Genomic DNA, 4,539 nt, shown 5'->3' on the forward strand with positions numbered 1-4,539 from the left:
ACTAGGTAAACCTCAGCTCCCCATAGTGAGCATAAGTAAGCTGAGTTTAAAGCAGGACCTCCTCCACATTCTACTTTGTCTGTGATTCTGTATTTTTGATTTTCAACGATACTGTCTTGCATAGGGACTAGGATGTCGTATGCAGACTGACCTATACACATTATAGCCATTTTTATTTCTCCTTCTTAGCAATTTTTACTAATCTACTTGTTCCAAGTCTATCAGCACCAAGCTCTACAAATTTTTCTGCATCTTCAAATGAAGAAATTCCTCCAGCTGCCTTTATTTTTACATTTTCTCCTACATGTTTTTTGAATAGAGCTATATCTTCAAAAGTAGCCCCTGCTGTAGAAAATCCTGTAGATGTTTTTATATAGTCTGCTCCTGATTTTGTAACGATTTCACACATCTTAATTTTTTCTTCTTCTGTAAGTAGGCAAGTTTCTATGATTACCTTTAATATAAGATCGCCACAAATTTCTTTTAGCGCTTTTATTTCACTTTCTATTTCATCGTATTTTTTGTCTTTTAAATCTGATATTGAAATCACCATATCGATTTCATCAGCACCATTATCTATTGCATCCTTTGTTTCAAATTTTTTGACCTCTGTAGTTTGATATCCATTTGGGAATCCTATAACTGTGCATATTTTTAAATCATCTCCAACGTATTCCTTTGCTCTTTTTACAAATGAAGGTGGAATGCAAACTGAAGCAGTTTTATATAAACAAGCGTCATCACAAAGTTCTTTAATTTGTTCCCATGTAGAAGTTTGTGCTAATAAAGTGTGGTCCACCATTCCTAAAATTTTACTTTTTTCCATATCTTTTTCCCCCTATAATTTTAATATCTAATCTATAAATTTTGATATATCACTTAAAATTTGATCATAATCTATTTTACTATAATCAGTTACATCTATTTCAATTAATTCTCCCAATTGGAATTTATCGTAGCCTTTATTTTCACATCTATCCTTAAATATCTCAAAAGTAACGAAGCAATCACCCTTTGTTCTATCCTCTAATACATCCCCCTTGTGATAGCAGCTGACCATATGTGATAGATGTCTAGATGAATCGTTGTCTCTTTGGATTGATCTTTGGTATAAAGTTGGTATATCTCCAATTAATCTGATAGTAAGCACCTTGTAATCGTGCTTTTTAGATAAATCGTCTAAAGTCCCCTTTTGCTTATCGCTAAATGGATAATCAGATATTATCATCTCAGATTGGCTCATTTTATAATCTATAGTTTCATAGTATTTTTGCCAGCTCAACTGCTCTATCTTTACTTTTTCCTCTAGATTATTAAATCCATATTCGTCAAACAATTCTTCCTTCATAGTATCCTGAGATACAACTTGAAATTCAGGGTATTTGTCTAGTATTTTATCGCATAAAAAAGATTTTCCTGTAGCTGGATATCCAGCTAATAGTATTAGTACCTTCTTCATAATTATTCTCCTTTAAGTAAATAAACGGGTTAATCGTTACAATTAGCCCGTTTATATTTAAGATTAATTTTCTATATTACATTTTGAATAAAGTTGCTTTATCTATTATAATATCTTTTATTTTTTCGTTTGCAGGCCCTAAAAGTTTTCTTAAAGAAGTTAAAGGTGTTGCATCTGGGAATGTAGTGTTTACTACTTCTATGTAAGATTTGTTTAATTCAGTTCCTACGTTTATTTTCTTCATTCCTTCACGTACACAACGTTTCATATCTTCATCAGATACTCCAGTTCCACCATGTAAAACTAATCCTGTATCTCCTAATTTAGCTTTTAATTCAGTTAATAATTCATAGTTTATTTTAGCTTTTGATTTGTATTGACCGTGAGTAGTTCCTATAGAAACTGCTAATGCATCAACACCTGTTTCAGTAGCGAAGTATAATGCATCTTCTGGTTTAGTGTACATTGCATCGTCCTTTGCAACTACTACACCTTCTTCAGCTCCACCTATAGAACCAACTTCACCTTCTACTGAAACTCCTCTTTCGTGAGCATATGCAACTACTTCTTTTGTATTTTTTATGTTTTCTTCTATTGGTAATGAAGAACCATCGTACATAACTGAGCTGTATCCACAGTCTATAGCTTTTTTAAGCTTTTCGATATCTTTGCAGTGGTCCATATGTAATGCAACACTTACTGTTGATTTTTCTGCTAATGCTTTTACAGCTGCTATTAATGGTTCAAATCCTATATACTCAGCTGTACCAAGTGAAGTTTGTATTATTATTGGAACATTTATTTCTTCTGCTGCTTTTATCATAGCTGGTAGCATTTCAAAGCAGTGTAGGTTGAATGCTCCAACAGCTCCCTTACCTTCATTTTCTTTAAATAATTCTATTAAATTCTTATACATTTTTCTGTCTCCTTTTTATGCTTTTATATGTATTTTTATATTTTGTTTACTTTTTTAAGTATTTTATGCTTTTCCGCGTATTACGTCTTTTGATAATTGCATCAAGCTGTTGATTTTATCCATGTACATCTTAACTTGATCTTCATCCTTAGAATCTGAAGCTTCTTTTCTCTTAATATTGTAAAGCTTTAATAAATCTGTATATGCTTTTCCTAGCTCTTTATTTTCTTCTAAGCTTGTTTCATACATTTCTATAGCTTCAGAAATTTTTTCCGCTTGAAAATATAAAGATCCTAATTTATTTAAGCATTCAATACGTTCTTTACCTGAAAGTGATTCTAATTTTGCTTTTTCACTTTCTATTGTCTGTAATATTTCTTCTATATTGACTGTTTTTTCAACCTTTGTTTCTTTGCTTTTTTTCTCTGCTTTATCTTTTTTCTTTCCGAATAAAAAGAACATGTAAATTCCTCCTATTACAACTTTTTATTAATTTATAACTACTAGCTAATTATACTTATAATGATTAGCTAGTAGCTGTTAAATTTCTAAAAATTAATTACTCTAGAATCCGAAAACTCCTGTAATTGATTTAATTAACATGAAGAAGAATGCTGTTACTACTGTATCAACGTCTGTACAAGTAGTTCCTATAAATTTTATTTCAGCTAACATTGGAGATAACATAGCTGGTAAGAATGTTATGAATATACCATGTGCTATACAACCAATTGCTACCCCTCTTCTACCACCTACTTGGTTAGCGAATATACCTGCTGTACCACCTGCGAAGAAGTTAGATAAAACTCCTGGAAGTACCATTGGTAATCCTACTAAAGGTGTAGTGAACATACCTATTATTGATCCTATTGTAGTGAATACAAATCCTAATATTACTGCATTTGGTGCATATGGGAATAATACTGGACAGTCTAATGCTGGAACTGAATTTGGAACTAATTTCATTGATATACCTTGGAATGCTGGTACGATTTCAGCAAGTAACATACGAACACCTGTCATTAATACGTATACACCAACTACGAATTGCATACCTTGTAAGAATGCATGTACTATGTAGTTTGTAGTTCCACAGTAATCTGCACAAGCTGCTGGTCCTGCAAATGCTGCTGTTATTACATATAATGGAACCATAACTACCATTACTGATAGATAAGTATCTTGCATAAATTCTAAGCTTTTTGGTAATTCTATATCTTCTGTTGATTTAGAGTTTCCTCCAGTTAATTTTGCTATTAATGCTGTGAACATATATCCTATAGTACATAAATGTCCTAATGCTATATCTTCACTACCTGTGATCTTCTTAACTATAGGTTGTGCAAATGCTGGCATGAATGTTGCGAAGAATCCACCTACTATACTACCTGCAAGTATTAGTGGTAATCCTCTTAATCCACAGTAGTAAGCAAATACTGCACATAAAGTTGCTTCCCATAATAAAGCTTGACCTGTTAAGAATATGTATTTAAATTTAGTAAATCTTGCTATTAATATATTTACTATGAATATACCTGCTAAAGTAATAGCTATTTCACTACCAAGCCCTAATTCATTCATGGCTTGTCCGTTTATACCTTCTATTGAAGCTACTATACCTTGAAGTCCGAATGCTGATTGGAATATATCACCAAAATATAGTAATGAACTTACGATTACTGAAGAACCTGCTGATAATACTAGGAAACCTAACATAGTTTTCATTGTTCCTGATACTACTGTTCCTAATGGTTTCTTTTGTAAAACTAATCCTAATAATGCTATTAGTGCTATTATGATTGATGCTTGAGTTAAAATATTTTTGATTATAAAATCTAATGCTGCCATAGTTTTTCCTCCCTTTTTATTAAATTGTTATGATTTATAATTTTATAAATTGCTTTTACTGGGCTCTTTGATTTTAAAGAGCACCTAATTCTTGTAAAACTGGAACTAATTTTTCTTTTATTTCTTTTTTGTCTACTAATCTGTTTAAGAATATTTTTGGACAGCTTATAGAATATCTTTCGAATTGTTTTTCGAAGTTTTTACCTGATATTACTATATCTGCGTTTGCTCCTGAAACACTTGAGATGTCAGTGTGATCTAGCTTAGCTTCTACACCTAATTCCTTTAAAACTGCTTCTACACTCATTTGACAAGC

At 31.7% G+C, this 4,539-nt stretch carries 6 protein-coding genes; all 6 read right to left on the reverse strand.

Annotated features, from left to right (window positions below):
• Positions 1-172 precede the first annotated feature (172 nt).
• The gene (deoC, locus tag ACI3VO_RS06845) at positions 173-826 is read right to left on the reverse strand and encodes a deoxyribose-phosphate aldolase (RefSeq protein WP_439757190.1); all 654 of its coding nucleotides are present in this window, start codon (positions 824-826) and stop codon (positions 173-175) included.
• 27 nt (positions 827-853) lie between these two features.
• A complete protein-coding gene (locus ACI3VO_RS06850; RefSeq protein WP_439757191.1) occupies positions 854-1,459 on the reverse strand; it encodes an AAA family ATPase in 606 nt (201 codons plus the stop codon).
• Positions 1,460-1,535: 76 nt separating this feature from the next.
• Positions 1,536-2,375 (reverse strand): class II fructose-bisphosphate aldolase, encoded by an 840-nt coding sequence (locus tag ACI3VO_RS06855; RefSeq protein WP_320625406.1) that lies wholly within the window; start codon positions 2,373-2,375, stop codon positions 1,536-1,538.
• A gap of 63 nt (positions 2,376-2,438) precedes the next feature.
• Positions 2,439-2,837, reverse strand: a complete 399-nt coding sequence (locus tag ACI3VO_RS06860) for a hypothetical protein (protein ID WP_439757192.1) — start codon at positions 2,835-2,837, stop codon at positions 2,439-2,441.
• Positions 2,838-2,939: 102 nt separating this feature from the next.
• Complete coding sequence (locus ACI3VO_RS06865) at positions 2,940-4,223, reverse strand: PTS ascorbate transporter subunit IIC (protein WP_439757193.1); 1,284 nt, start codon at positions 4,221-4,223, stop codon at positions 2,940-2,942.
• Positions 4,224-4,296: 73 nt separating this feature from the next.
• Positions 4,297-4,539: PTS sugar transporter subunit IIB (locus ACI3VO_RS06870; protein ID WP_439757194.1), on the reverse strand; the 243-nt coding region annotated here is incomplete at its 5' end.

It is taken from the genome of Intestinibacter sp. (assembly GCF_051866655.1).
GTDB lineage: Bacteria > Bacillota > Clostridia > Peptostreptococcales > Peptostreptococcaceae > Intestinibacter.

What these genes read in the sequence shown, in the direction of transcription:
- ACI3VO_RS06860 (WP_439757192.1), bottom strand. Translation starts at nt 2,837, where the DNA reads ATGTTCTTTTTATTCGGAAAGAAAAAAGATAAAGCAGAGAAAAAAAGC.
- deoC (WP_439757190.1), bottom strand. Translation starts at nt 826, where the DNA reads ATGGAAAAAAGTAAAATTTTAGGAATGGTGGACCACACTTTATTAGCA.
- ACI3VO_RS06855 (WP_320625406.1), bottom strand. Translation starts at nt 2,375, where the DNA reads ATGTATAAGAATTTAATAGAATTATTTAAAGAAAATGAAGGTAAGGGA.
- ACI3VO_RS06850 (WP_439757191.1), bottom strand. Translation starts at nt 1,459, where the DNA reads ATGAAGAAGGTACTAATACTATTAGCTGGATATCCAGCTACAGGAAAA.
- ACI3VO_RS06865 (WP_439757193.1), bottom strand. Translation starts at nt 4,223, where the DNA reads ATGGCAGCATTAGATTTTATAATCAAAAATATTTTAACTCAAGCATCA.